The 25,967-nt window shown below is 51.8% G+C and carries 22 protein-coding genes and 1 tRNA gene; 16 read left to right on the plus strand and 7 right to left on the minus strand.

Annotated features, from left to right (window positions below):
• Nucleotides 1-55 precede the first annotated feature (55 nt).
• Both IEY39_RS21700 and IEY39_RS21705 read left to right on the plus strand, forming a co-directional pair.
• Nucleotides 56-451: an Hsp20/alpha crystallin family protein gene (locus IEY39_RS21700; protein ID WP_188935581.1), complete on the plus strand. Its 396-nt coding sequence runs from the start codon at nucleotides 56-58 to the stop codon at nucleotides 449-451.
• A gap of 118 nt (nucleotides 452-569) precedes the next feature.
• Nucleotides 570-863: a hypothetical protein gene (locus IEY39_RS21705; protein WP_188935583.1), complete on the plus strand. Its 294-nt coding sequence runs from the start codon at nucleotides 570-572 to the stop codon at nucleotides 861-863.
• A gap of 85 nt (nucleotides 864-948) precedes the next feature.
• Here IEY39_RS21705 and IEY39_RS21710 read toward each other — a convergent pair whose 3' ends face one another.
• The 3 genes from IEY39_RS21710 to gltX are packed head-to-tail and all read right to left on the minus strand — an operon-like array spanning nucleotide 949 to nucleotide 3,949.
• Entirely contained in the window at nucleotides 949-1,818 is an 870-nt protein-coding gene (locus tag IEY39_RS21710) for an enoyl-CoA hydratase/isomerase family protein (RefSeq protein WP_188935585.1), read from the minus strand.
• Nucleotides 1,819-1,830: 12 nt separating this feature from the next.
• Nucleotides 1,831-2,250 carry a cobalamin B12-binding domain-containing protein gene (locus IEY39_RS21715; RefSeq protein WP_188935586.1) on the minus strand — a complete coding sequence of 140 codons (420 nt, stop codon included), beginning with the start codon at nucleotides 2,248-2,250 and terminating at the stop codon, nucleotides 1,831-1,833.
• A gap of 10 nt (nucleotides 2,251-2,260) precedes the next feature.
• Nucleotides 2,261-3,949, minus strand: a complete 1,689-nt coding sequence (gene gltX, locus IEY39_RS21720) for a glutamate--tRNA ligase (protein WP_188935588.1) — start codon at nucleotides 3,947-3,949, stop codon at nucleotides 2,261-2,263.
• A gap of 81 nt (nucleotides 3,950-4,030) precedes the next feature.
• Between gltX and IEY39_RS21725 the strand changes: the two genes are divergently transcribed.
• From IEY39_RS21725 to IEY39_RS21745, 5 genes are all read left to right on the plus strand, one after another.
• The gene (locus tag IEY39_RS21725; protein ID WP_188935590.1) at nucleotides 4,031-4,972 is read left to right on the plus strand and encodes an ARPP-1 family domain-containing protein; all 942 of its coding nucleotides are present in this window, start codon (nucleotides 4,031-4,033) and stop codon (nucleotides 4,970-4,972) included.
• A gap of 62 nt (nucleotides 4,973-5,034) precedes the next feature.
• Nucleotides 5,035-5,673: a polysaccharide deacetylase family protein gene (locus tag IEY39_RS21730; protein WP_188935592.1), complete on the plus strand. Its 639-nt coding sequence runs from the start codon at nucleotides 5,035-5,037 to the stop codon at nucleotides 5,671-5,673.
• Between the two features lie 370 nt (nucleotides 5,674-6,043).
• A complete protein-coding gene (locus IEY39_RS21735) occupies nucleotides 6,044-6,835 on the plus strand; it encodes a TatD family hydrolase (RefSeq protein WP_229689022.1) in 792 nt (263 codons plus the stop codon).
• 99 nt (nucleotides 6,836-6,934) lie between these two features.
• Nucleotides 6,935-7,021, plus strand: a tRNA-Ser gene (locus IEY39_RS21740).
• A 313-nt stretch (nucleotides 7,022-7,334) separates the two neighbouring features.
• Entirely contained in the window at nucleotides 7,335-8,030 is a 696-nt protein-coding gene (locus IEY39_RS21745; protein ID WP_188935594.1) for a hypothetical protein, read from the plus strand.
• Nucleotides 8,031-8,050: 20 nt separating this feature from the next.
• Here the strand turns inward: IEY39_RS21745 and IEY39_RS21750 are convergent, their stop codons facing one another.
• Nucleotides 8,051-8,497: a hypothetical protein gene (locus IEY39_RS21750; protein WP_188935596.1), complete on the minus strand. Its 447-nt coding sequence runs from the start codon at nucleotides 8,495-8,497 to the stop codon at nucleotides 8,051-8,053.
• Between the two features lie 152 nt (nucleotides 8,498-8,649).
• Between IEY39_RS21750 and IEY39_RS21755 the strand changes: the two genes are divergently transcribed.
• Together IEY39_RS21755 and IEY39_RS21760 are read left to right on the plus strand one after the other, a co-directional pair.
• Entirely contained in the window at nucleotides 8,650-8,850 is a 201-nt protein-coding gene (locus tag IEY39_RS21755) for a hypothetical protein (RefSeq protein ID WP_188935598.1), read from the plus strand.
• A gap of 87 nt (nucleotides 8,851-8,937) precedes the next feature.
• Complete coding sequence (locus tag IEY39_RS21760; protein WP_188935600.1) at nucleotides 8,938-9,279, plus strand: hypothetical protein; 342 nt, start codon at nucleotides 8,938-8,940, stop codon at nucleotides 9,277-9,279.
• Between the two features lie 991 nt (nucleotides 9,280-10,270).
• On the opposite strand, the gene IEY39_RS21765 is transcribed toward IEY39_RS21760, so the two are convergent.
• The 3 genes from IEY39_RS21765 to IEY39_RS21775 form a co-directional block, all read right to left on the minus strand.
• Nucleotides 10,271-10,837, minus strand: a complete 567-nt coding sequence (locus IEY39_RS21765; protein ID WP_188935602.1) for a hypothetical protein — start codon at nucleotides 10,835-10,837, stop codon at nucleotides 10,271-10,273.
• A 76-nt stretch (nucleotides 10,838-10,913) separates the two neighbouring features.
• Nucleotides 10,914-13,298: an ABC transporter permease gene (locus IEY39_RS21770; protein WP_188935608.1), complete on the minus strand. Its 2,385-nt coding sequence runs from the start codon at nucleotides 13,296-13,298 to the stop codon at nucleotides 10,914-10,916.
• Between the two features lie 2 nt (nucleotides 13,299-13,300).
• On the minus strand, nucleotides 13,301-13,816 hold the full coding sequence (locus IEY39_RS21775) for a UpxY family transcription antiterminator (protein WP_188935610.1): 516 nt from the start codon (nucleotides 13,814-13,816) through the stop codon (nucleotides 13,301-13,303).
• A gap of 348 nt (nucleotides 13,817-14,164) precedes the next feature.
• Here IEY39_RS21775 and IEY39_RS21780 point away from each other — a divergent pair, with 348 nt between their 5' ends.
• The 7 genes from IEY39_RS21780 to IEY39_RS21810 all read left to right on the plus strand — a co-directional run.
• Nucleotides 14,165-14,647: a hypothetical protein gene (locus IEY39_RS21780; protein ID WP_188935612.1), complete on the plus strand. Its 483-nt coding sequence runs from the start codon at nucleotides 14,165-14,167 to the stop codon at nucleotides 14,645-14,647.
• Nucleotides 14,644-15,996, plus strand: coding sequence for a class I adenylate-forming enzyme family protein (locus IEY39_RS21785; RefSeq protein ID WP_188935614.1), 1,353 nt, complete (start codon nucleotides 14,644-14,646; stop codon nucleotides 15,994-15,996). The genes IEY39_RS21780 and IEY39_RS21785 overlap by 4 nt, the downstream gene beginning before the upstream one ends.
• 13 nt (nucleotides 15,997-16,009) lie before the next feature.
• The gene (locus tag IEY39_RS21790; protein ID WP_188935616.1) at nucleotides 16,010-16,279 is read left to right on the plus strand and encodes an acyl carrier protein; all 270 of its coding nucleotides are present in this window, start codon (nucleotides 16,010-16,012) and stop codon (nucleotides 16,277-16,279) included.
• 4 nt (nucleotides 16,280-16,283) lie between these two features.
• Nucleotides 16,284-20,483: a non-ribosomal peptide synthetase gene (locus IEY39_RS21795; RefSeq protein WP_188935618.1), complete on the plus strand. Its 4,200-nt coding sequence runs from the start codon at nucleotides 16,284-16,286 to the stop codon at nucleotides 20,481-20,483.
• Between the two features lie 5 nt (nucleotides 20,484-20,488).
• Entirely contained in the window at nucleotides 20,489-21,238 is a 750-nt protein-coding gene (locus IEY39_RS21800) for a class I SAM-dependent methyltransferase (protein ID WP_188935620.1), read from the plus strand.
• 24 nt (nucleotides 21,239-21,262) lie between these two features.
• Nucleotides 21,263-22,621 (plus strand): radical SAM family heme chaperone HemW, encoded by a 1,359-nt coding sequence (gene hemW / locus IEY39_RS21805; protein WP_188935625.1) that lies wholly within the window; start codon nucleotides 21,263-21,265, stop codon nucleotides 22,619-22,621.
• A gap of 9 nt (nucleotides 22,622-22,630) precedes the next feature.
• Nucleotides 22,631-25,967: non-ribosomal peptide synthetase (locus tag IEY39_RS21810; RefSeq protein WP_188935627.1), on the plus strand; the 3,337-nt coding region annotated here is incomplete at its 3' end.

Here is a 25,967-nt window from a genome sequence, read left to right on the forward strand (position 1 = left end):
CGGGAGGCCCCCTTCGTTTATCACCCATTTTTTCACCGCAAAAAAAGCGAAAAACATGAACTACGATCAGTCATGGGCCGCAAAAGGCCAACACGAGGGCAGGGGACGGCACCTGTACGCCCGAAGCATGGAAAGAGCCGCCGTAAACATTTACCGCACCGACAGCAGCTTTGAGATGTTGTTGTTTGCGCCGGGTCGCATCAGGGAGCATTTTAACTTGGAGGTCAAAGGAAATCAGCTCGTTATTTCCTACATCCCGCCGGAAGGCTTCCCCCGACCCGATTGGGTACATCGCGAGTACAGCCGGGGCGGATTTGTCCGCAGCTTTACACTCGATGATTCAGTAGACCCCTCGCTCATCTCGGCTAAGTACGTAGACGGGGTGTTGGAGGTAACCCTGCCGGTGGTGCCCGGCAAAGAACGGGTATCGCACGCCATACCGATTAGTTAGACAGGAATTAAATCAGACAGGAATTGAATGCAAAAAGGGGATGACGCTTGTCATTCCCTTTTTATTTTTTGGTATTGCCGAAAATGGTATTTTTGCGCCGCAATAAAAACCTAATACTATGACACATGAACAGGAAACAAGGATCATTCAGATGATGGATGCCGGGTTCAACAAGATCAACTGCCGATTGGACCAGGCTGAAAAGCGAATGGACCAGTTTGAAAAGCGATTGGATGGCGTCGAACAACGGATGGAGACCGGGTTCAAACAGATGGAGACCGGGTTCAAAAGGATCAACTCCCAGTTGACCATCATCGACATGCGGCTGCACCTCATCGAACAACGCCTGCTAAACATCGAGCCCTGGCTACCCATCGACAACAGCCATCTCCGTTACTCTCAAGCAGTTTAAGCCCTGGCGGACATTGCCACTGATTTCAACCCAATAATGAGAGAATGCCTGATCGCTCAGGCATTTTTCTTTTTTCCCGCGACCCCTACTTCCCCGTAAAAACCGCCTTCCGCTTTTCCAAAAAAGCCTTCGCCCCCTCCTTCATATCCGCCGTGCCAAAGCATTCGCCAAAAGCCTCCTGCTCGCGGAGGAAGCCGTTGCGCACGAGGGCGCCGTCGTCGGTCCGCATCTCGCCCGCAGACTGCCCGCCAAAGGGATCGGCTTCCCATACGGCGGATGAACCAAAGAAGACGCCGTCCCCGGCCGCAATGTTGGCACATTCGATGATCCGTGCTACGGCGATGGGGGCCTTTTCGTTGATGATAGATAACAATTCGCGGGTCTTGGTGAGCAATTCGTTGGGTTCGGTGACGATATAATTCACAAGCCCCATGGTATGCGCTTCCGTGGCGTCGACCATCCGCGCGGAGAGCATGATCTCGATAGCCCGGCCCTTGCCGACAAGCTGTACCAACCGTTGGGTTCCACCATAACCGGGGATCAGCCCGAGATTGACTTCGGGTTGGCCGAAGCGGGCATTGGTGGTGCAAAGACGGAAGTGACAGGCCATGGCTAGTTCGAGCCCGCCGCCCAGGGCAAAGCCGTTGATGGCAGCGGCGATGGGTTTGGGACAGGAGGCGATGCGAAAGAAGATGTCGTGGCCTTTGGCGGAGAGCGCCTGGCCCTGTTCTTTTGTAAGACCGAGAAACTCGGAGATGTCGGCGCCGGCGACAAACGCCTTCGGGCCGGCGCCGGTGATGATAGCGCTGCGGATATCTTCGTTTTTATAGATCTCTCCCACGACTTCGCCGAGATCGTTCATGACGTCCTTATTGATCGCATTCAGTTTGTCGGGACGATTTATCGTGACCGTTAGGATTCCATCGGTGAGGTCGGTGTGTAAGGTTTTATACATAAATGAAGTGGTTTAAAAATCCCGGTGGGCGCGAACCCAGTTGCGTATATAGTCGGCGATGTCGCTGGTTGGAGTGCCGGGCGGGAACAGCTCGCCGACACCCATAGCCTGAAGTTTCTCGCGGTCTTCGTCGGGGATGATGCCGCCGCCGGTGAGCAGGACGTCATCCATTCCCTTTTCTTTCATTAGCGCAATGATCTTGGGGAAGACGGTCATATGGGCGCCGCTGAGGATGCTGATACCGATAGCATCGACGTCTTCCTGCAGCGCAGCGTTGACGACCATCTCCGGTGTCTGGCGCAGACCGGTATAGATGACTTCCATACCGGCGTCGCGGAGGGCGGTGGCGATGATCCTCGCTCCGCGATCGTGGCCATCGAGGCCTACTTTGCCGACGAGGACGCGTATGGGACGATCACTGGCGTTGTGCATGCAATTCGTGTTAGGGCGTAAAGTTAAGGAGTTGTATCGTATGACGGATGCGCCGGATGGTCTCGTCTTTGCCGATCAAGGCGATAATATCGAACACATGCGGGCCGAACTTTCCACCGACCAGCATGATACGCAGGGGCATCAGCAGCTCGCCGGGCTTTATTGCCTTGGCGGCCGCCATTTCCTTGAATTCTGCCTCGAGGGCATGTGCCACGAGGTTGGGTGCAAGCTCCAGCTGCTGGATGAATTCGGCGAAGAAGAGGCCCTTGGCTTCGTTCCACTTTGGTTTGACGGCATCCAGATCGATGGTCGCAGGTGGTTGGAAGAAGAACGCCGCCTGCGGGATGAATTCGGGAAGGAGGGTGCAGCGGTCCTTGACAAGATCGAGCACGCGCTCAAAGCGATTGGGCGCGGGAGGCGGCGGGATGAGACCGGCTTCGAGGGCGGCCAGGTCGAGTAGGGGGGCGCCACTGATATCGGTTATCGTTTCCGGCACCAGCGGGGTGACGGGCGGCAGCGGGATCTCGGTTTCGGCCGGGCGTAGAAGATCGTGTGCAGGAATCGGGATGCCTTTTTCGGCAAAGAGGGCAGCGACCTGCGGGGCATAGGCAGATGCGGGCAGTCGCTTTATCCATTCGTGGTTGAACCACTTCGCCTTTTCAAAGTCGAACTTGGCGCCGCCTTTATGGACACGGTCCATAGAGAATTTTGCTACGAGTTCTTCGCGTGTAAAGATCTCCTGCCCGGAGCCGTCATTCCAGCCCAGAAGAGCCAGGAGGTTGACAAAGGCCTGGGGCAGAAATCCCGTTTCGCGGAAGCCTGTTGCGGGTTCACCGGTGCGGGGGTCGGTCCAGTTCATCGCAAAGACGGGGAAGCCCAGGCGATCGCCATCACGCTTGCTCAATTTCCCGTTGCCATCGGGCTTCAGGATGAGGGGCAAGTGGGCCCACTGGGGCATCTTGTCTTCGCCAAAGAGATAGCGCCAGAGCAGGATGTGTACCGGAGCGCTGGGCAGCCATTCTTCGCCGCGAAAGGCATGGGATATCTCCATCAGGTGATCGTCGACGACAACGGCTAAATGATAAGTGGGCATGCCATCGGCTTTGAGCAATACTTTGTCATCGACACCGGTGGTAGAAAAGGTCACCTCACCACGGATCATATCTGTAAAGGTGACCTCTTCGTCGGGTTCGAGTTTTATGCGGATGACATAGGGGGTACCGTCAGCCAGGAGGCGCTGGGTCTCGGCCGGGTCGAGCTGGAGGGAGTTACGCATTTTCTTGCGCAGCGTATGATTATATTGGGGCGAAGGATTATCCGCCGTCTTATATTTCTCGCGCATGGCCTCGAGCTCTTCGGGCGTGTCGAAGGCGTAGTAGGCGTGGCCATGTTCGACGAGTTGCCGGGCGTATTTTTCATAGATGCCCCGGGCCTTGCGTTCGCTCTGACGGTAGGGGCCATATGCGCCGCCTTTATGGGGGCCTTCGTCGGGTTCGAGGCCGCACCATCTGAGACTTTCGATAATGTATTCCTCGGCCCCGGGAACATACCGCCCCTGATCTGTATCTTCAATGCGCAAGATGAAGTCGCCGCCGTGGCGTCTGGCGAACAGGTAGTTGTAAAGGACGGTCCGGACGCCGCCTAGGTGTAAACCCCCGGTGGGACTGGGGGCAAAGCGTACTCTGACTTTTTTGCTCATAAGATGCCAAAGTTACGACTTGCAGCTCCAATAATATCATTGGTTCTAACGTTATATAAGGTTACCATAAAACGTCCGATCGTGAAATTTTTGCTCACTTTTTGCCTGCTGTTTTCCCTCTTGTCGGCCACCGCACAGATTACATATGACCAGGTTTTCGTAGATTATGACAGCGCATGGCAATTCAAAAATTTAAAGATCATCCCCATCCGGCGCAAGGCTGGGGGCGGAATGATGCACCCGGGGATGGTAACGCTCAACCAGGCATTGAGCAAGGGGCTGGTGACGGTGACCGAACGCGGGACTACGTCCTTTGAGAATGTCCACTGGCTGCGATTTAACACGCATACGGACAAGTCGGTGTACATCTCCGGGGGCGAGATCATCTCCGGTGGCAGGCAAGACCGGATGATCGTCCGCGATACGATTTTGAAGCCCTCGACAAAAGACCAGTATGTGCCGGTGATGTGTGTGGAAGAAGGGCGCTGGAGTGAGAAAGAGAAGAAATTCGGGTATGGTAATTTTGCCAATCCGCATTTGCGGAAGGTGCTGGATTCCACCGGTAACCAGGTGTCTATCTGGCGCGAAGTAGACCGGCAGCTGCAGGCAGGCGCCTTCAAGAACAAGAGCCTGGCCTATTTGTCGCGATTTGAGGATAAGAAGTACCTCGCCGCACACGATGAATACTTCCGGTTCTTTATGAACAAATTTGCAAAGACGGATAGCAATGTAGTAGGTTTTGTCGCCATAACAGGAGACAAGATCATCGGTACGGATGTTTTTGACGGCACCGATCTTTTTTATCCGCAGCTTGACCCGCTGTTGCATGGATATGTCGACGATGCGATGGAGTCGGGGTCGCCAGTGACGTTGAAGAATGCACCGGTGAAGAAATACATGGATAAATTGTTGAAGGATCAGCAGAGCCAGGAAAATTTTGTGAAGGATAAGGGAAAGATATTCCGTGAGGATGGGCGGGTGATACATGTGAATACGTATACGAAGGAGACACCGGTGCAGTGATGGGCCCGCCGCGGACCACCCGGAATACGCCAGTGCCATAAAATGCGCTATCTTGCTGTCGTATGTTCTACCTGGTACGAACGCCCTGGTGGCTGAAGAAGATCTATTCGCGTCTCATCTGGAGCATTCCCGTAAAAGAGAAGGTGCTTTATCTGACTTTTGATGACGGTCCTCATCCGGTGGCCACACCGTTGGTGCTGGAGCAATTGAAGAAGTACGGGGCCCGTGCCACTTTCTTTTGCATTGGGAAGAACGTAGAAGAATATCCGCAGATATATCGCAGGGTGCTGCTGGAAGGACACCGCGTAGGCAACCACACGCAGAACCATCTCAACGGGTGGAAGACGGACGACCGGAAATACCTCGAGAATATCCGTGATGCTGCGCGGCTGATAGACTCCGATCTCTTTCGTCCGCCCTATGGCCGCATAGGGGTTTTACAATCCGCGCTGCTGCGGCAGGCGCCGCTGAATTATAAGATCGTGATGTGGGAAGTGCTTAGCGCCGATTTTGACACGGCGTTGGTGGCGGAGCGTTGTGCACGTCATGTGATTCGCAATGCGCGGCCCGGATCGATCGTCGTCTTTCATGACAGCGAGAAGGCGTTGCCGCGACTTAGTGAGGCGCTGCCGATGGTGTTGGAACATTTTTCAAAAGAAGGCTATCGGTTTGAGGCGATACCGGTACGGCTATACGAGTGAGGGATGAAAATCGGCCGGGATGTGACTGGATTTTCCCGAAGTGGGAATGAAATGAGAGGACTGGTTTTTGCGAAAAATAATTGGGCCTGGGTAGACACCCTGGCCCGTTTTTAATCCGTACCCTATGAAAACTGGTTTAAAGGTAAATCTTTTTTTTATTTATGCAAAGTAATTTAGTCAGTCGGGCCTGACGAATCTTCTGGAACCCCGTTTCCCGCCGCTATTTTCGCCGCTGGTGTGCTGTCTTTTTTCGCCGCTTGTAATCCGCGTCCAATCACTGTTCCGGCCTTTCCGGGGGGGTGACAGGAAAAGGGCGTTTTGTAAAATGATGGCTGGTCGATCATGGGTTTTGGGGATATTTGTGCTCAGGATGGATCAATTCACTATGCGACTAATAGATACCCACTGCCACTTATACGGCAAGGAATTTGCCCGGGACATCGAAGAAGTTATACAGCGGGCTGGAAAAGAAGGAGTTAGCCAGTTTTATCTACCGGCGATCGACCGCCATTGCCAAGAGGCCTTGTTGGCCCTGGAAGCTCGCTATCCCGGGAAGTGTATCGGGATGACGGGGCTACATCCCTGTCATGTGAAGCAGGATTGGGAGGCGGAGCTGGCCTTTGTGGAAGGGGAGTTGCAGCGTCGGGCCTGGGTGGCGGTGGGGGAGATCGGGCTGGATTTTTATTGGGACAGGACGTTTGAAAAAGAGCAATATGTGGCCTTTCACCGCCAGGTGGAGTGGGCGTTGCATTATGACATCCCGATTGTGATCCATTCCCGTGAGTCGATGAAGGAGAGCATTGGAGTGGTAAAGGAGTATCAGAAGGGGGCGTTACGGGGCATCTTCCATTGTTTCAGTGGCGGTGCCGATGCGGCGCGGGAGATCGTCGATCTCGGGCTTTACCTGGGGATAGGCGGGGTGCTGACCTATAAGAATTCCGGTCTTGCCGATGCGATCCGCGATATTCCGCTGGAATGGCTCGTGCTGGAGACGGATGCGCCATATCTTTCGCCCGTTCCCTTCCGCGGCAAACGTAACGAGAGCAGCTACCTCCGCTATGTCGTTGAAAAGCTGGCCGAAGTGAAGGAGGTGTCCGTGGAAACCGTGGCGCGGATTACCACCGAAAATGCGTTAAAGGTATTCAGCCCGCTGGCTGGGTGACCACCGAAAATGCCCAAAAAATATTCGGAAACTAGGACGGGATATTGTACTTTTGCAGCCCTCGTGCGAGCAGCCCGCCGCACGTGCGAATATTCAACCGGAGAGGTGCAGGAGTGGTTGAACTGGCACGCCTGGAAAGTGTGTATAGGAGAAATCCTATCAAGGGTTCGAATCCCTTCCTCTCCGCAAGACTTCATCACTGAACCCCAGCTCTGCTGGGGTTTTTGTTTGGAGCAGATGGGACGAGTTTACTCGGACCAGATGCGCAAAACAAAAAACAAAGGCGGCCCTGGCCGCCCGGTTCAGTGATGGAGTCTTAAGCCCCTCCCCTAAAGGGATCAGCGAAGCTAATCCCTTCCTCTCCGCTGAATTATTTTATAACCCGCATTTGACGCGGGTTTTAGCGTTTTTAAGGGGCAGGGGGTGCAAAGAGGGGTGCGGAATGTCTCAAAACTACAATTTTGGCTTATTTTAGAATCACCACTCCCAAGGGCGTTTTATGAGACTAACACACAAAAACAAAGTTGCTGAACATCTGATACAATCTCGATTTGGTTTCGATAGATTTGAATTGTTTGATAATCTGAACGTAAACGAACCGGAATTAACAATTATTGAGTTCAAAAATTCAAAGTTTGTATTTCACATCGAACCCTTTTCGAGTGATTATAATGCTTATTCTGTAGGCTACACACAATACGGCCCAAGCTACAGATTGCATAATCCGTCCCCCAAATCAACCCTCACCATTGATCAGGTAATAGCCCATATTGATTATTGGTTGGATCACGAAGTACAGCCCTTTGTAGCCGATCAAGCCGCAGTAGATTTGTGGGAAGAATACAAAAGCGGCGTGGAATATTTGAGAATCGATGAAATTGAGACAACCGACCTTACACATTTCTCCAATGACGATATAGTTCGGATTCGGTTTGCCATTGAAGACTTGAAAGCCCTCATTCCTCAAAGGTTCAAGGTTACAGAGGATCAAATGGCAATGATAGTGAACAAGTTAGATTATCTAGCCTCCGCAGCTAATCGAGTACCGAAGACAGACTGGAAAGGCATTGCTATAAGCATAATCGCCGGTATAATTATCGCACTATCGTTGGATACTGCCCGTGGTAGCCAACTGTGGGAATTGTTCATGCAGGTCTTCAAAACAATATTGCTGCTTCCTACGGGCAGCGATTAAGAGTGAAACCGAAGGGGCTGTTATTGGAGAATTTCTAATTTTAACTCACCGTCTTTTCCTAGTACCAGTTTGTACTGCACTCGCTCTTGAGTGACAATATAGAATTTATTGGCGTTAATTTCTCGAATCACTTCCCATACGGCAGTTGGGTTTTGGCCAGAAGTCAAATCTTGAAAAGCGCTGTAGTCTAAATATACCGGCTTGCCCGATAAGTCATACAGGCGAATATCTTCAATATCGCCTTCGTGAATAAGACGATGTTTGAATTTGTAATTAGTAGGGTATTTTTTATATGCTACTATGTCGCCGATTACGTCAACCTCAAGAAACGATGTCTGCGGTACCAAAGTCCCAGCCTTTTCAAGCCCAGCAGCTAGCATAACTATACCGATCAATGTTTCATCGTCTGTTTTTGTGATGGCTACCAATTTCCCGTGAAATTCTGAAAATAATTCCTGCGCTGTCATAGCGAGCTATTTAATGCAATACTAAGAAATAATTGCCCCCCCTAGCACCGTGAAAAGACCCTTTTTCCAATTAACTCGCGCTTCGTTTCCCTGTGAAGCCTTTTTCTTGTAGCTTTCTGTCTCCCGGATCACTAAATCAAAACACTTTTACAATGGATCAGGAAATCATATTCTATGCTATTGGGGCAATATTGATTAATTGTGCAGTTCTTTATCTAATTATCACCGCTGCGACAAGAGCAAACCTACGAGCGAAATATGAATGGGCGCAAATGGAATTACTGGCAAAGATCGCTCGAGCGCAAGGCGTGTCTGAGGAGGAGATCAGAAAGACTTTTGACGCCATAAAATAGTTGGGCGGTAAACGCATGTAATAGGAGTGCCGGACTACCTAACTGGCTCAATCCTAAAAAAATTGAGAACTTTCAAAATTTAGATTCATGAAACATTTGCACGACGATTTTACATCCCAGTACATTGATCGTAGAGGTCAAAAATACACGGTGTATGGCAATTTTACTTCATTGCCCGCCGATGGCAGTGAACTCGGAAGGGATGCCGATATGATTTATGTCAAATTTCACAAGGTAGAAGAGACCGAGGCTACTTTTATGAACAAGCCGGAAGATGGTGAAATCTATATAAGGCTCATTGATCTTAATTGGACACCGGGGATATATCGAAATCAGCGGTTTGTTCCGTCGGCAACCGCTTTCAATACTTGGCTTCAACAAATAATTCTTCAAGATTATCAGTTGCTCGAAGCCAGATCTGAAGTGTAGCAATCATTAAAATCATTTTGAACGGGTTTGATATTTTATTGCGCCAACAGGACATTAAAAAACGCCCCCTGAACAGGAGGATAATAAGCGTAGGTGCGATCATAGTGAATTGTACCGTAAATACTCCCACTTATCGTATCGTTTTTAAAATTCACGGTCGCGTATAGCGCATTGTTACAGTAGTAATCGAAGTAATTCAGCCCCGACTTTGAGTAGAGCAGGGAGCCGTATTTTGTGGTTACAGTAGTCCTGCTGTCATAGGGAATGGAAATTGTAAACGTTCCTCCGTTCCCATCCAGTGCGTTAATCTGAATGCAGCTCTCAAAATTTTAGTAGGTGACCGGTTGCGTAAAGAAGTAATACACCCCACCGATACTGAAATTTATGTCTGCCGGAGGGTTAGCTAGCACCATATAGCCAAGCGTGTCGGTTTGGTTGGGCGCTAGTCCGTTCTGTTTTTAGCAGGCGAGCAAGCATAACAAGCCGCCGATGAGGGGTATTATTTGTATCATAGAATGGTAGTTTACTCCGCGAAAAAGCCCCGCATTCTTACGGGCGGGGAAGGGTAGCACGTACTGAAATCGGTCTATCTGAGCAAAAAGCTGTCACAATCTTTAAGCATGTTTAAAATCTACGGTCAGGGAATAGACGGGCAAATTTTATATCGGCCGACAAACTCAGTTATTTTTATTAAATCTTTCACAAAAAGGTTCGAAACCTGTACCCTTCTCTCCGCATCGTCATGGGAATCCAATGGAATCCATCGAAATCCACGGGAATCCAAAGAAGTGCCTTCAGATTTGATAAATTCTGAAGGCATTTTTCTATTTAAAAAATCTGCCCTTTGCTGGACCTAATGATCTAAAGAGAAATTCATTGATTTTCAATAAATCTCTGATAAAAATGTTCGAAAGTTGCCCCTCCGGTCCGCGCGTTCCGAATTGGGAAGAATTAGGCTGATTTAATCCGGATTCTTCCAAACAAGGGGAGCTTACAAATCTTCTAACCCCATGTCGCTTGATGGAAAGTATCTGGAAGACTTCCAAAAAGAGGTGTGTGGGTTGATATAAAAATACTCCTTGTAACTGGAGGTTGAGGCTAAATATTCTATAAAACCAGAAGGTAAGATTCGTAACTTTTTAAACTCTCTGTGATTATAATCGCCAACGGTGAGCTTAAAGGCAATGGCGTCTGATTGCTCCTCTGTTATCGAACGAGGATCAATTATCAGTTCACGCAGTTGCAAAAAATCAAATTTCCACTTTTCAACCGGGATTGATGTTGTCTTTATATATTGGTTCACGTGATGGTATATATCCTCTATCATTGATAGTTTTCTGTTAGCAAGCTGAATCTGTGAGAAATGCGTCAAGATGGAAAGACAATACATATTTTTTGGACAATTAGCATCTGAGGAAAGTTCCATTAAAATAGAAATATATTCCGCTGAGTGTAGTACCAGGTCTTCGTCTTGCTCTATAAAATACATATCCTCCTCATATCCCCACCGCCTGACTTCCTCTATTGTAGGGTTAAAGCTGTCAAGATATTGTTCCATTGACTACAGTTTAAAATTGTTGCAAAATAGTCAATTCTTAAGCCCCCCAGGAATCGCCGCAGGCAATCCCACATATCTATTCCGTTCTCAGACTTTTCGTAGGATTTGTTGTCGCCGCCCGCAGGATATGATAACTGACAGTCAGCAAGGTGATGACGAGCGCTCCGGCAGCGGCCATAACGAAGATCCACCAGGAAATACCAGACCGATAGGCATACCCTTGCAACCAGCGGGACATCAGGAAGTAAGAAAGTGGTATGGCCAGCAGTAGGGCAAAGCACACGAGGATAACAAAGTCCTTGGACAAAAGGCGCCAGAGAATGAAAACGGAAGCCCCCAGCACTTTCCGGACGCTGATCTCCTTGATGCGCTGCTCAGCCGTAAAAGATGCCATGCCGAAAAGCCCCAGACAACTGATAAAAATAGCCAGCACCGAAAACATACCGGCCAGTTTGCCAATACGACGTTCATTGCTGAATTTCTGGGCGTAGACATCGTCCACGAAAGTATAGGCAAAAGGATGCCCCTTGTCATAGGTCGAGAATACCCGACCCACCTCTTCGAGCGCCCGGGTAGTACCTATACGGGTATTGATCCTCACCGCAATGACATGAGTACTGAAGCCGGTGGTGAAAAATACGCAGGGTTTCACCTGGCGGTAAGGCGACTCATAAATGATGTCCTTGATAACACCCACAATTTTGTAAGGCTTTCCGGTCCATTCGATCGTTTGCCCAACGGGATCTTTTAAACCCATAAAATTGATGGCGGACTCGTTGAGGATAACCGCAGTGGAATCGCTTGGGAAGTCGGTTGAAAAATCCCGCCCTTCTTTGATCTGCCACCCCACCGTCTTGCCGTACTGCATGGATACCATGTTTATGGCAAAGTCCACTGACATCGTCGGGTCCTTTCCCTGCCAGTTGAATGCTCCGCCGTCCGCATAATAATCCGTCGTGGGGCTGGTAGCCTCGGCCATGTCCACGATCGCCCCCGAACTCTTCAGCTCGTTTCGGATAACTTCGAAACCGTTCATGATGTCGGAGTTGGCGTTTATGGAAATAAGACCGTCCCAGTCGTAGCCTACCGGGCGGTCACTCGCATATCTGATCTGCCGAAAGACGACGATCGTGCCGATGATCAGCACCACAGAAACAGTGAACTGGAGCACAACGAGTATCTTGCGGGGAAGCGCGGCATTCCGGCCGCTCCGGAAAACACCTTTCAGTACCCGTACAGGTTTGAACGAGGACAGATAGAAAGCTGGATACAAACCCGCCCCCAAACCGGTGAAAAGGCAAAAGACGAGACAATACAGCCAAAACAATGGATCGCCCCAAAGGATATTCAACCGCTTATCGGCAAGACCGTTAAATAAGGGCAGTATAAGCCATAGCCATAAGATCGAGAAAATGAAAGCAAGCAGGACCGAAAGGATGGATTCGGTCAAAAACTGCAGGATCAGCTGGATGCGAAGTGAACCGATAGTCTTGCGAACCCCCACTTCCTTAGCCCTCATTTCTGAACGGGCCGTACTCAGGTTCATGAAATTGATACAAGCCAGCAGCAGGACGAACAGGCCGATGATCCCAAATAACCATACAAACTGGATCCTACCGCCTGTGTTGACTCCGTTTTTGAATTCAGAATACAGATGCCACTTGGGCATAGGATGTAGGAAAACCTGTGGCTTGCGCGACCTGGCAGCCTCCGGCGGCATGTGTCTCAGCCGTACGTCCCTGATACTGGACGAGACCTTGTCCAGATCTGCATGGTCAGCGAGGACAACAAACACCTGGTAGTTGTTGATGGCCCAGGGCGTCTTATTGTCCCTGACTTCCGGGTGCAGGCTCAGATACATTTTCCAGGGTGCCACGAAGGCAAGATCTTTGAAGTCGGAATTATAAGGGATGTCCTTGTATATGCCGGCTACTTTGGCCTCCGTTTTTTGATCTACCGTCAGGATTTTGCCCAGGGGATCCTCTTCGCCGAAAAATGCCCGGGCTGTGGAGGCTGACAGCAGAATAGACATCGGGTCATTCAGACTTTGCCCGCTTCCTTCCACCATCTCCAGGCTCAGCATGTCGGGAGCTCCGGGTTCCATGAAGTCACCGGTTTCGACGATTTTTTTATCCTGATACCTCAGGACAGGACGTTCTGTAAAGGAGGATAGCACCACTGTCTTGAAATCGTCTCCGTAGTTGTTCCGCAGCTCGTCGCCCATCGGGCTGGGATTATACGGGTAGGTAAATATTTCGTGGTTGGCGGTCGTATGCGACATCACCTGCGCCAGTCGGTCGTAGTTCTTGTGGTATTGGTTGAACGACAATTCATCATGGATCCACAACCCTATGAGCAATGCGATGGCCATTCCCATGGAAAGCCCCAGGATGTTGATGGAACTATAGATCTTGTTCCGTGCGAAATTCCGCCAGGCGACCTTTACAAGGTGTTTAAACATATCTAGATTGGTATGAGGTAGTGTTCAGGTATGGAAATTAATATATTCCGCTGTAAAAGGCTGACTCTGACCAGCAGCTTTTTTTTGTGATCGTATTCCACGATCTCGCAGGAAAGTCCTTTTAATGCCCCCCGGCTGATCACCACCTTCCTGCCAGTCTCGAAAAACCCGTCGGATACCGTAATATCAGAGCGCTGGATGGTGGCCAGGCGGATATTGTTCACCTCCGCGTCGCTGACGCGGGCAATCTCTTTGCCCAGCCGGACATATGACAAGGAGCCTTGCATGTCCAGGCTTCTTGTATAGGTTTGACGGTCGTTCAGGTAAATAAAGACGTAGGACGGGAACAAAGGCTCCTCCACGTACCTGCGCCTGTCACACCACGTTCGCAGTACTTTTTTGCTGGGCAGGAAGGAAGTGATGCGGAAATCTGTTAATTGGTTATGAACCTTTTTTTCGTGACGGGGCTTGGTATATATCAAATACCATCCCGCATTGAATGGGCAACATGGTGGCATAGCACAGGTCGATATTTCTGGAGTAATTGATCTTTTTCAACCTAAATTATTTTTCCGATTCACCATTTATTTAACTGGTTATATTTATGTGTCGTAAGTGATTCTATCTAGTCCACAGCGGTTATGCCGCAGCGGCAGATAGGCACGAGATTTAATTTGTCGTATAACATTTTTTATTAAATTTGAACAGTCGGAATTGAAGGTCATGGATTGCGTTCCCTCTAAAAGATTGATTTCCCTCTTTTTGTAATAGTCAAATGGAGCGGGTGTAGCGGTAGCTATATCCTGCACATCCAAACCTGTTCATACAATTTCCCCACCCATCCTTTTCTTAATTAAGATTATCTGATGTTGTCTAACAGCACCCGCAGCTTAGTGCATAAGCTCGTCGAACTGAATAGCTCCACAACGCTATTCCTGGAATCCATTCGGGGCGGTCGCTTACATGTGGCCCTGGAATCACAGGAAGAAGTACAAATCCAAGCCCAGTGGTTTATCAAAAGAGTCGTAAAGCTTTTTTTCGATTCCGCTGACATTCCTTTGTTGTACTGCGAAAGTTTGCTGAATAAGAGTATGCTGACCAAGGGCGAATACGTTTCCTTAGTAGAGGGCATGATGCCCATAGGGATAGTCTTTCATCACTATAACCATCCCGATATGATCAAAAAGATCAATGTACAGATAAAGGAGGAGGTTAACCCGGACCTTGCCCGTTTACTGAATGTGAGCTCGGAACTGATCTTCAAAAAGAAATATGACTACTGGGTAGGAGATCGGGAGATCGGGTACATCTGCGAATTTTTCAACGAAGAATCCTTGAGAAGATCATGAGCCAGATGATTCCCCCGCATACAGGAAATAACCCTATTGCGGACCAAACAAGCTGCCTTACGTACGACGAGCTCAAGGGCATCATGCAGCGCCTGGATGTCTTTTTTGCCGGCCAGGGTCAGATTGCCTGTCTGGCGATGGCTACGGAGAATACGGTCTCCGGAGTATTGATGATCCTCTACCTGTTGTCACGGCGGATCAACGTTTTCCTTCTGCCGCCTCAGGCGCCCGTCGACAAGAGCATACCGGCTTTCTGCGACCGCATACTATCCGTGGACGGAGAGCACCCCGACCGTCCTATCCTCCGGGATCATGCTGAATTTGCGGGAAACGGTGATACACCGGTATCGGGAGCGGTGTTCTTCGCCTCATCCGGAACGACAGGAACGCCCAAATACGTCCGTTTCGACGGTGAGAACCTGTTGCGCAACGCCCGGAATTGCATGGAAAGATTTGGGTATTCCGCTGCATCGAAGGTGCTGATACCCGTCCCGATCGGTCATATGTACGGCCTTGGTGTCGGATTGTTACCCGCCCTCATGGCCGGCGCCAGTATCCGGCTGATCGATCGCAATAATGCCATCAAACTAAAGGAACAACTGGCTTCTTTTCAGCCTGACATCACCCTGGTCACACCAACGGTCATCCGTATGCTGCTGCTGCTTCCAAAAGGGCAGGGACGGCACGGGATGTTTATAACGGCGGGAGAAAAGATCGCCACTAAAGACTTCCAGGATTTCGAATCGGCGTACGGTCCGTTGTTCAACCTTTATGGTTGTACGGAACTGGGCGCCATCGCGACCTCTCCCACCGAAGGCAAAAAGTCGGATGGACTGCTCAAGCCGTTGGACGGAGTGGAGGTGAAGATCGATGCGGATGGTCAGGTACGTTGCCGGCACAACGCACCCTTTGCGTCTTATGTAGACCCCCATGGCCGTCTGCTGGCGGCGGCCACGGAAGAATGGTATCCTACAAAAGACATTGGGATGGCGGAAGAAGCCGGAAATTTCCGGGTACTCGGAAGAATGGATCATTGTGTCAACCGATCGGGCTATCTCGTGTCATTGGATGAAGTAGGATCCTGCCTGGAAAACCTGTTCCAGGGGATACGCCAGGCGATCGTCCTGGATGCCGGCGTGACAAAGGGATTGACGACAAAGCTGATTGCCGTCTGCGAAGTAACAGAGGAAGGTGCTTTCGACGCGGATACCGTACGCAAAATATGCAAGGATAAATTGAACAAACAAATGATACCGGACGAGTTCCACTTTATCCGGGAAATGCCCAGGTTGAACAACGGCAAGGCCGATAGGGCCCTGCTAAGCAGACGTTACACCGAAAATCATTAAAACAAATAGCGCAATGCAAACCTTAGACAGCATCAAGGAAAAGCTGAGAGGAGTTATCGTCGATGATTTGGACGCAAACATCGACATCCGTGATCTGCGGGATGACATATCCCTTTACGACGATGGGCTGGGGCTGGATTCGATCGCCATCATCAATCTCATCGTACTCGTCGAAAAGAAGTTCGATATCAATTTTGAGGAACATGAGATCAGTTCGAACATCTTCGGCAGCATCGACCATCTTTCCAGGTTCATCTCCTCCAAGGTGAATATACAGGTATAAGCATATGTCCAAAGGCTTTTTCTTCGGTCTTCCATCTGTCAGCGTCCATAATACATTGACGCCGGTTGTCAGGGCCCTGGCTGCTTCCGGGCACGACCTTGTCTACTACAATTCTGCGGAGTTTGCGTTTTCTGAAGCCGTGCCTTATAGGGTCGTCCCTTATCCCTCCCATTTCGACGGATTCTACGCAGGCCGGATCGATAAGGATACATCCTACTTTCAATTCGGCGGGATACTGCTGGGAGCCGCAGACGGACTCCTGGATTTTCTGTTGGAAGAGGCCAGACGCGAACGGCCCGATTTCATCATGCATTCTCACCTCGCCGTCTGGGGAAAGTTGCTGGCCCGGCGGCTTGGCTTGCCCGCCATTACTCTCTATTCCACTTTCGTATTGGATCAGCGGATCATGTTACCCTTCTTCCGGCGGATCAACGCCGGCAGGTCGAATAGCACGAATAAGGTTCATGAAGCCGTCGGTTTTCAGCGGAAATATCACACCCTTTACGCGCGTCTTGGGTTCGAAGGCAAACCAGACCTATGGGATGTCTATATCAATAAAGGGCAGTTGAATATTTCATTCATCCTCGAATCGTTTCAACCTTTGCGAGCCCTCTTCGGCAAAGAATTTCGGTTTGTCGGCTACCCGCTGGCTGTTGAAAGATCTTCCGCAAGCTACACCCGATCGGCCAGGGAGTTGATCTATGTGGCTATGGGAACCATCGTGAACAAAGACATACCCCTCTATAATATCTGCCTCGACGTGTTAAGAGAATGCCCGCTTCCCGCAATCATGTCACTCGGTCCGGGAATTGATCCTGCTGAACTCGGCCCGATACCCGGGCACGTTCGCGTTGTCCCTTTCGCCAATCAGCAGGAAGTACTGGAAAAGGCGGCGGTGTTCATCACACGGGGGGGAATGGCCAGTGTGCATGAAGCGATTGGTGCCCGAACGCCGATGATCGTCATTCCCATTATCCCCGAGCAGCAGCTGACCGCGGAAAAGATCGCGGAACTGGGCATCGGTCTGCATTTATCTGAGGATACGCTCACCCGGGAAAACCTGCGGGCCGCCCTCGAACAGGTACTGTCCGAAAGGGAAGGATTCGCTCGCCGCATCGAAGCATTGTCCAAAAGCATGCCCATGCCGCCTCAATTGGTGGCGTGCCAACTGATCAACGACTTTCTTGACAGGGAGAGAACAGTCATCGGTCGGTTTCTCCGGCAGGCCGGAGAAAACCCCGACGCCATTGCCGTTCGGTGTGGAGACGACACCCTCACCTATGCGGCGCTGGTCCGGCGCATCGAAGCGATCGCCCACTGCTTGAGAGAGAAGGGTATAGGAAAAGGCGATCTGGTTCCCGTGATCCTTGGTCCGGGAATAGACATCCTGGTAGCTATGATGGGGATCATGAGGGCAGGCGCGGCCTATGTTCCCGTGGACCCTGCCAACCCTGACGAGCGGATCGGCTATATACTGTCGGACACCGCCTGCAAATGGATGATTGATGCCGGTGCGCTCCGGGACATACCTATGTTCGGCGATGGGGAGATATCTCCGATGCCCTTGCCGGCCCCCGACGAATTGGCCTACGTCATCTATACATCCGGGTCGACGGGCAAACCCAAAGGAGTGATGGTGGAGCACGCCCAGATCCACACCTATATCATGGACGTCATCGGAGAGTTAGATCTTACCCCCTGCAAAAGCTACGCAATACTGGGCACCTTCTCGGCCGACGCCGGCCTTACAGCCGTATTCGCGGCTTTGTGTACCGGAGCGGTATTGCACATTGTCGACGTCAAACGCTACACGGATTTCACCAGTCTATGGAAACAGTTCGAAGCAAACCCGGTAGACTGCTATAAGATCACGCCCTCTTTGCTGGAATTGTTCCTGGGAAATACCGGCGCCGCCGGCATACTTCCACAAAAGAGACTGATCCTCGGAGGAGAGCCCTGCCCGGCAGGACTGGCCAAACGGGTCCGGGCCTTGCTATCTCCTGCCTGCAAACTCATCAACCACTATGGGCCCACAGAAACGACCGTAGGGGTACTCACGTATACCTTCCCATCTCAGGTGGAAGACTTCCTCCACGTCGTGCCCCTCGGAGGGCCGCTGCCTTCCGTGATGTCTCATATCCTCGACGCGAATGGAGAACCTGTGCCGGAAGGGGCGATAGGAGAGCTGTATATAGAAGGGCCCCTCGTAGCCAGAGGCTATCTGCACAAAGAAGATCTTACAGCCCAGCGCTTTCTCACATGGGGATCGCAGCGGGTATACCGGACAGGCGACCTTGTGAAACGCCATCCGGATGGCCACATCTCCTTTCTGGGAAGGAACGACGACCAGGTGAAGATACGGGGACACAGAATAGAATTGAAAGAGGTCGAACATGCCCTGCTTTCCTATTCCCAGGTCCGCCAGTGCCTCGTGCTGGCAAAGAAAGACGCTCACGACACGATATACCTGGCTGGATATATCGTGCCTGCGGAGGACTTTGATAAGGAAGGTCTTCTAAAGGCAGTACGCGGTCGCCTGCCGGAATATATGATCCCTTCAAGATGGGTACTATTGGACAAGTGGCCCTTGACGGTCAACAACAAGATAGACCGGCAGGCCTTGCCTGAGCCCGGCGACGATCGCCGGGAACCCGGCCCGGAAGAAGGCACCGCCGGTATCCTCCGGCACATCTGGTGCAGGCTGCTGGGGACGGCGCACATAGACCCGGATGACGATTTCTTTACGCTGGGTGGGGACTCCTTAAAGCTTATGCAGCTGAACTATGACCTGAGCAGACAATTCTCACTGGAATGGCTATCCGCCGAATTGATGACGCCGCTAACCATCGGCCGGCTGGCCCGGTTTATTGACGACAGGACGGAAGGCCCTGCAAAAAAAGCGCCGGAACCGGAAGGTTTTGACCCTCAGCTGGCTTCGCCCACCCAACGGGACCTGTTCCTGCAAAAGAAGCTACATCCCGGTGAGACGTTTCCCAATTCCTCCATAACATTGCAGATAGCAGGGGCACTCGATCCCGATCGACTGACGACCGCCTTTGCCAGGATCATCCGCGCCAACGAAAGCCTCCGAACCGGATACTATCTCACCCGGGGAAAGGTATGCCAGCGCACCGCCGAAGACGTTCAATTTACACCGGAATGGATACCATGCAACTCTGATGACATCGATGAAGAGATCCGCAAGGTCACCCGTCCGTTCGACTTTGGCTGCCCGCCCCTTCTAAGGGCTTTCGTCCTTTTGCTCCCCAACGGCGATCAGTATTTGCATCTCGATTTGCCCCATATCAATTCGGACGGCGAATCGATTAAGATCATGATGGACGAACTCGAGTCAGCCTATAATACCGATGGCCAGGAGACCGCCAAACCCCAGTTTGCCGATTTTCAACGCCGGGTATATGCCTACACACATTCCGCGGCATACACCGCAGACGGATCATTTTGGACCAAGCAACTGTCCCGGGATATCCCGCCCATTTCTTTGGGGGTACTGGAGACCGGCCGGGAGGCCACCTATGTCGTGACGCCCTTTCCCTTCGGTTTGCTTCCGGACATGAACAGATACCTTCGCACCCGAAGGTTGACCCGATTTCAACTGTTACTCGCAGGGTATTTCCAGGTCCTATACCATGTCAGCGCCGCCACCGATCTCTGTGTGCTGCTACCCGTGCACAATCGGTTTGAAAATGGCATGGACCGCATCGTCGGATTATTGTCTAACGTGGTCCCGGTCCGGATGAATAGAATATCCGGTCAACCACTGGATGTTTGGATGGAGGCGCTAAAAACCGCTGTCCTCGAAGCTTTTCGCCATCAACGGTATCCTTTCGAGGACATGCGAAGAATCTGGAGAGGCAATGGCTATGCCGGCAACCATCTGGCGCAGGTTTTCTTCGGATATCATCAAAACAGAAAAACGTACACCTTCGGGGAAGCACGCCTCGACCTGCATATACCCATTCGCTATAAAGAAAACCTCATCTTATCGGCGGCAGTCTTCGAGACGCCCGGCGATCTTACTCTGAGGATTTCCTCCAGACCCGGCGGACTCGGGGAAGCGGAGCTCAGGCATCTGACGAAAATGTATTTCGACACCCTGCACCGGCTTGCCCATGAAGACGGAACAAAAACCGGTCTGCCAGACCAAAGCGCAGCTATTCTCTTTCCTAACACTAACATATAGCATGTATGAACAACGATTCCTGGTTCGAACGGGAGGACGATTGGGTGCTGAGGCGTCCGGTCATCTTTAACAAGAATCTCGTCCGGTTGACCTTTTTAGAGGTAGGCAGACTGATCAAGCTGCTGGGCGATCTGCCGGCCGGCGGCCGCGTACTCGACCTATGCTGCGGGATAGGCCGCCACTCCCTGCATTTTGCCCGACATGGTTTCCAGGTCACCGGCGTGGATATCACTCAGCCCTTCCTGGACATTGCCGCCGAAAACGCACGGAAGGAAGATCTCCCCGTCAACTTCGTGCAAAGCGATATGCGGGAATATTACAGGGAAGGAGCCTACGATCTGGTGGTCAACTTATGCACCTCCTTCGGTTATTTCGAAGACATAGAGGACGACCTGCGTGTACTCCGGAACATATACCGTTCCCTGGGCGAAGGAGGAAAATTCGCGATCGAGATCCTCGGAAAGGAAGTGATTGCCGCTACTTTCCGGGAAGAGGAACACCTTGAATTCGAAGACTGCAAGGTCATCGCAAAGAGCAGGATACTCGACAACTGGAACCGCCTCGAATGCCGCCGGACGATTACCCGAAATGGAATGCAACAGGAAATGGTGGCCTATCACCGTTTGTACTCCGCCACCGAACTAAAGGGCTACCTGGAGGACACCGGCTTTTCCCGCATCCGTATATACGGCGATTTTGCCGGTTCTCCCTACGATAACGTGGCCAAATCGATGATCATGATCGCAGAGAAGTAATCTCATCAAAAAATATCCCAACAGATGGCAACCTTTGACTATTCCGCCCGCATCACGGGCCCTTCCACCGATCTCGATGCGATCGCCCTGCACCTCAACGGCAACCGCAGCCTGCCAACGCGGGAAGAGTTCTATACCAACTATCCATTCTACAAATACTGGAACAACAGCCATAACGACCGGCTGCTGTCGGGAGAAGGGGTGAATATCTATATCCACATTCCCTTTTGCATCCAGATTTGCGACTACTGCTTCTACATGAAGGAGATCATCAAATCCAGAGAACAGGTCGACGAATACGTGGACAGCCTGTGCCAGGAGATACAATTGGTCAGCGAAACGTTTGGACTGCAAAACCGGAAAGTAAACTCCATTTATATAGGGGGAGGAACTCCGTCCGTGTTGACGGAAAAGCAATTCAACAAGTTGATCGAAGCGCTTCACCGGTATCACCGTATACAAGATGCGGAATTTGCCTTCGAGGCCGAACCGGGTACGTTCAACCGGAGCAAGCTGGAGTGGTGGAAAGCAGGAGGGGTCAACCGCCTCAGCATGGGCGTACAATCCTTCGACGATGAGGTGATCCGGCTGAGCAGCAGGAAACACACTGCGGCACAGGCGATCCAATCTATAAAGATCGTAAAGGAGACGGGTGGGTTCGAGATCAACATTGACCTCCTGAGCGGCCTGGCCGGTGAATCGGTATCCACCTGGGAACGGTCGGTCGCGACGGCAATAGAGCAGGAAACGGACATGCTCACCGTCTACAAAATGAAGACCTACGCCAATACCAACTTTTTCAGAAAAGGAGTACATGGCAACGAGATCCAATTGCCCTCGGATGTCTTTGAGATCGACCTCATGGAAAGAGCGATACAGGCGATACTGGGTGCAGGATACACCCTGTGGAGCACCTTTGCATTCACCCGGAACGACGCCCAAAGCAAATACATCGAATATACCTGGAGGGGACAGGATATGGTCGCGTACGGCGCCTCTTCCTTTGGAAAGCTCGGAAACCTCAACTACCAGAACCTGAATAATGTTCCTCAATATGTGCAGAAAGTGAAGGCAGGGATCATCCCGGTCTACCGCACCTTTCCCATGTCGTATAAGGATATGATCGTAAAAGAGATCCTGCTTTGTGCCGTGCGGCTGTTCTCCTACAGCAAAAAAGAGTTCGTGGACAAATTCGGATTCGATTATTTCCAGTTGGTCCCGGAGATCATTGAGGAACTTCGGTGCAAAGGGTATATCACTCCGGACAAGGAAGAATTGGTATTGACCCGGCAAGGCGTGTTGTTCGGGGACTTCGTGAGCAAGACACTGGCAGCTGCAGTCAAAGAAGCGTTGGCCAAAGATACCATTGGGTTCACCTATTGAAATATACATATGATCCCGGCATCGATACAACAACAAGGCATATGGTTCCATTCCGCCGTGGGAGCCGCTGCCTATTGGAACTTTACACAAAAACGGGCCTATAAAGGCTTGCTCCGGAAAGAGGCGCTGCAAAGCGCCCTGGAAGCAGTGGTCGCCGGAAACCCGTCATTGCGGACGAGCTTCCTGCTCAGGGAGGGCGTTTTATACCAGGTGATCCATCCTTCGACCCGCCTTGACGACATCTATCGTTATGTCCGGTTACAGGGCAACGGTGACGCTTATATGCTGGACATCATGCGGGAGGAATCGACGCGCGAAGAACTACAGGCTTTCGACCTGGAGAACGGACCGCTGGTGCGATTCAAGGTACTCGATTTCGGCGATGTCCATTTTTTTATCCTGACGATCCATCACATCGCCACCGATGTAACGTCTATGGAAGTGTTCTGGAACCAGCTCGCCCATTGCTATAACAGGATACTGTCCGGCGATATGGGGCCGTTACTGTCCCCGGACGAACGCTACCAGGAATACGCTTCGGCGCAACATACGTTGACCGGATCCCCTGGATGGGAGCGGCAACGGCAGTATTGGATGGATCGCATGTCCGGCCGGTGGCCGGCCCTGGACCTTTCGTTGTATAATAAAACCGCCCAGCCCCGCATGTACTACAGGGAGATACAGCTGCCGGCCGGGTTGGCGGAAGCGATCCGCACCATGTCCTTGAAGAAAAAAGTGTTGTACTCTTCGGTTTTCCTGACTGCCTATTTCCTCTTCTTATACAAGTATTCTCGCCAGGGACGGTTGGCGATCGGCAATGTCGTGAACGGGCGCGGGTTTGGAAAAAGACAATACGGAAACGTCATCGGGTTGTTTGCAAAACGGCTGCTCCATATACAGGATATCAGCGATGAAGATACCGCCGGCGGCCTCCTCGACAAGGTCAATGCGGATATGATAAGCAGCTTCAGGAACAGCGACTTTCCCTACGAGGAAATGGTACGGGCGGCGAACCAAAGGGACAGGACAGGGCTGGTCCCCTTATGTCAGGCCGTATTCAATATGATCAAAACAGGTGCCGGCGACACAGGCTTCACGGACCTGTCCATATATCCCGACATACTGTTGGAGAATGCCCAAGTAGGCAACACTCAATTCGACATCGGCCTTTCCATCGTCGACGACGGCCGCTGCGTACGGGTGCGCCTGGACCTGAAGTGTGACGAGGTGTTTCAGACACTGGTAGATCTTTTCCTCCAGGGGTATTGCAAAGTGCTCGAAGCCTGTGTGCACCAACCCCTCGATCGTGTTGGCGCCATAGATCCCATTCCCGCAACAGAGTACGGTTTGCTCGAGGGGTTTGGCCATTCGATCGTCGACTATCCCCGGTCTTCGTCAGTGCTGCAACTTTTCGAGACTCGGACGGAGAAGGCCGGAGATGATGTCGCGCTTATCTGCGGAACGCATCGGTTGACCTATCGGGAACTGGACCAACAAGCAGTCCGCGTGGGAGATAATCTACGCGCAAGAGGAATAGGCAAGGGCGACCTGGTAGGGGTTTGCGTAGAACGTAGTCTGGACATGGTCGTAGGATTGTTGGGCATATGGAAGGCAGGCGCCGCCTTCGTGCCCATCCATCCCGAATATCCGGTGGAGCATCTTCGCTATTTGATAGAAGATATTGATTGCCGCGTCTGTCTTTCGAATCCCGCGCTGCGGGAAAAGATGACCGCGGAAGGGGAAAAGGTGGAATGGCTGGATATCCGTGAAGACGGTCCTGCTGTGCAGACAAGACCCGGGACGCCTGAGCCCCTGCATCCGGAAGATCTCGCCTATGTGATCTATACCTCCGGATCCACGGGAAGACCCAAAGGAGTGATGATACAACACCGGGCCCTGGCCGATCATCTCGCCGGGATGATCCGGAGCGCCAGGTTTGACAATTGCCGTTCATTCGGCCTTATCGCCTCACTGGTGGCGGATGCCGGGTATTCCATCCTTTTTGCCTCACTGGCCATAGGTGGCGTGGTCCATATTCTGCCGGAAGCGCTGGTGACCGATGGCAGGGCAATGTCCGCTTACCTGGATGCCCATGCCATCGACTGTATAAAGATTGTTCCTTCCCTGTGGATGTCTTATGTATCGGCCGGAGAGACGCCATTGCCCCGTAAGGTTCTCATCTTTGGAGGAGAGGCCCTCCCCCCCTTCGTACTGGACCATGTATTCCGGGCCGGGTACGTGGGAGCGGTGTATAATCACTACGGTCCGACGGAGGCCACCATCGGCAAAACCATTTGCCGGATAGATCCCGGCAAACAATACCATACTGTTCCCATCGGTGCCCCATTTTCCAACACCCGGATCGTCATAGTCGATCCTGCCGGCCGGCAATGCGCCGTTGGCATCGCCGGTGAGATCTGGCTGGGCGGTGAGGGCGTCGCACAGGGTTACCTGCACAAACCGGAACTGACAGCGGAAAAGTTTATCCCTGATCCATTCGGTTTTGAAGAAGGACTGCGTTTTTACAAGACAGGAGACCTGGGTCGATGGCTGCCGGACGGCAACATCGAATACCTGGGAAGACTGGACGACCAGGTGAAGATCCGGGGTTACCGGATAGAACCAGGGGAGATCGAGAGCACCATCCGCCGAAGCGGCCTCGTCCGGCAGGCAGTGGTGACGGCCAAAGAGGACCACAACGGGCAGCACAGGCTGGTGGCCTATGTAGTGCCCGGGCCGGAGTATAACAGAGGAGAAATAGCGGACTACCTGCGAAACCGGCTACCGGATCACATGATCCCCGCACTTTGGATGGAGTTGGACACCATCCCGCTGACGGTGCACGGTAAAGCGGATAAACGTGCCCTGCCGGAACCGGCGGCCGCAGCGACGGAGGGCGTCTCTTACGAGGCGCCCCGCGATATGCTGGAACAATCTCTGTCGGAGACCTTCTCCAGGTTGCTGGGGATTGACAGCATCGGCATCAACGACAACTTCTTCTCCCTGGGAGGGCACTCCCTGCTCGCAGCGCAATTGATAGCGGCCATACGTCGGCAGTGGCGCTTGGAGTTGTCGATCAAGGATATTTTTTCTTATCCGACGATAACGGGCTTGTCCATCCTCTTACGGCAGCGGGAGGCGGCTGCGGAGGTGGACTGGGTGGGGATCGTAAGGCAACGGCAGCAGATGGAACGACCGCCATTGTCATTCAACCAGGAACGATTGTGGTTCGTAGACCGGCTGGAAGGAAGCCGGCATTATCATATACCATGGGTCGTCCGGTTGAAGGGCTTGCCGGATGAAGCATTGTTGGAGCGGTCATTCCGTGCAGTGATCCACCGTCACG

The organism is Puia dinghuensis, assembly GCF_014642875.1.
Classification (GTDB): domain Bacteria; phylum Bacteroidota; class Bacteroidia; order Chitinophagales; family Chitinophagaceae; genus Puia; species Puia dinghuensis.